The sequence below is a fragment of the Pseudoalteromonas sp. GW168-MNA-CIBAN-0100 genome, assembly GCF_040309225.1.
Lineage (GTDB): Bacteria > Pseudomonadota > Gammaproteobacteria > Enterobacterales > Alteromonadaceae > Pseudoalteromonas > Pseudoalteromonas arctica.
This window is the reverse complement of record NZ_JBEOOL010001146.1, coordinates 1-233: the sequence shown is the minus strand read 5'-3', so window position 1 is coordinate 233 and position 233 is coordinate 1. Positions and strand designations below refer to the sequence as shown.

Below are 233 nucleotides of genomic sequence, written 5' to 3'. Positions count from 1 at the left end.
CGTAAAAGCCATGCTTGATAAAGCAGGCGAAGACAACGTTGCCCGCCCAGATTGGTTAGCTGCTGAGTTAGGTATTCGCGATGGTCAATACTTTATTTCTGAGCAACAAGCTCAAGCAATCCTAGATTTACGCTTACATAAGCTAACGGGTTTAGAACACGAAAAGATTCTCACTGAATACCAATCGGTATTAGATTTAATTGCTGAGCTTTTACATATTTTGGCAACACCAG

The 233-nt window shown here is 41.2% G+C and carries 1 protein-coding gene; it reads left to right on the top strand.

The window, feature by feature from the left end; translation table 11 throughout:
- Window positions 1–233, top strand: a 233-nt coding sequence (locus AAEY62_RS24970) for a hypothetical protein (RefSeq protein WP_350637187.1), incomplete at both ends; no start/stop codon positions are given.